The organism is Vibrio sp. 1641 (assembly GCF_033339995.1).
Classification (GTDB): Bacteria; Pseudomonadota; Gammaproteobacteria; order Enterobacterales; family Vibrionaceae; genus Vibrio; species Vibrio alginolyticus.
Map to the genome: position 1 here is coordinate 1 of NZ_JAWOVP010000395.1, position 565 is coordinate 565.

Here is a 565-nt window from a genome sequence, read left to right on the forward strand (position 1 = left end):
TTCTTCATCATGCAACTTGTCGGACAGGTGCCGGCCGCGCTTTGGGTCATTTTCGGCGAGGATCGCTTTCACTGGGACGCGACCACGATCGGCATTTCGCTTGCCGCATTTGGCATTCTGCATTCACTCGCCCAGGCAATGATCACCGGCCCTGTAGCCGCCCGGCTCGGCGAAAGGCGGGCACTCATGCTCGGAATGATTGCCGACGGCACAGGCTACATCCTGCTTGCCTTCGCGACACGGGGATGGATGGCGTTCCCGATCATGGTCCTGCTTGCTTCGGGTGGCATCGGAATGCCGGCGCTGCAAGCAATGTTGTCCAGGCAGGTGGATGAGGAACGTCAGGGGCAGCTGCAAGGCTCACTGGCGGCGCTCACCAGCCTGACCTCGATCGTCGGACCCCTCCTCTTCACGGCGATCTATGCGGCTTCTATAACAACGTGGAACGGGTGGGCATGGATTGCAGGCGCTGCCCTCTACTTGCTCTGCCTGCCGGCGCTGCGTCGCGGGCTTTGGAGAAATTCTTCAAATTCCCGTTGCACATAGCCCGGCAATTCCTTTCCCT

The 565-nt window shown here is 60.4% G+C and carries 1 protein-coding gene; it reads left to right on the plus strand.

What is annotated here, in order from left to right:
* Positions 1-546, plus strand: a 546-nt coding sequence (locus R7Z47_RS26175) for an MFS transporter (RefSeq protein ID WP_318130942.1), incomplete at its 5' end; no start/stop codon positions are given.
* Positions 547-565 lie beyond the last annotated feature (19 nt).